Origin of the sequence: Streptococcus suis (assembly GCF_002964045.1) — a bacterium.
In the GTDB taxonomy this organism is placed as follows: Bacteria; Bacillota; Bacilli; order Lactobacillales; family Streptococcaceae; genus Streptococcus; species Streptococcus suis_U.
Genome location: NZ_POPB01000636.1, coordinates 1 through 274, shown reverse-complemented (window position 1 = coordinate 274; position 274 = coordinate 1). Strand labels below are relative to the sequence as shown.

At 49.6% G+C, this 274-nt stretch carries 1 protein-coding gene; it reads left to right on the top strand.

Annotated features, from left to right (window positions below; all coding sequences use genetic code 11):
* The coding region (locus C1E99_RS13770) for a solute carrier family 23 protein (RefSeq protein ID WP_330848233.1) at positions 1 to 274 on the top strand (274 nt) is incomplete at both ends.

Below are 274 nucleotides of genomic sequence, written 5' to 3'. Positions count from 1 at the left end.
TTGGTGCCGCTGATTCTCGGTATGCCCGTATCGGTTGCCCTCTTCGCATCAGGTGTCGGGACCTTGATTTACCAAGTAGCGACACAGTTTAAGGTTCCGGTTTACCTAGGTTCTTCCTTTGCCTATATCTCAGCTATGGCCCTTGCTATCAAGGAAATGGGTGGTGATGTGTCGGCAGCTCAGACTGGTATTCTCTTCGTCGGCTTGATTTACGTGTTGATCGCTGCACTTGTCAAAGTTATCGGTACTAAGTGGATTGACAGCCTCTTGCCAC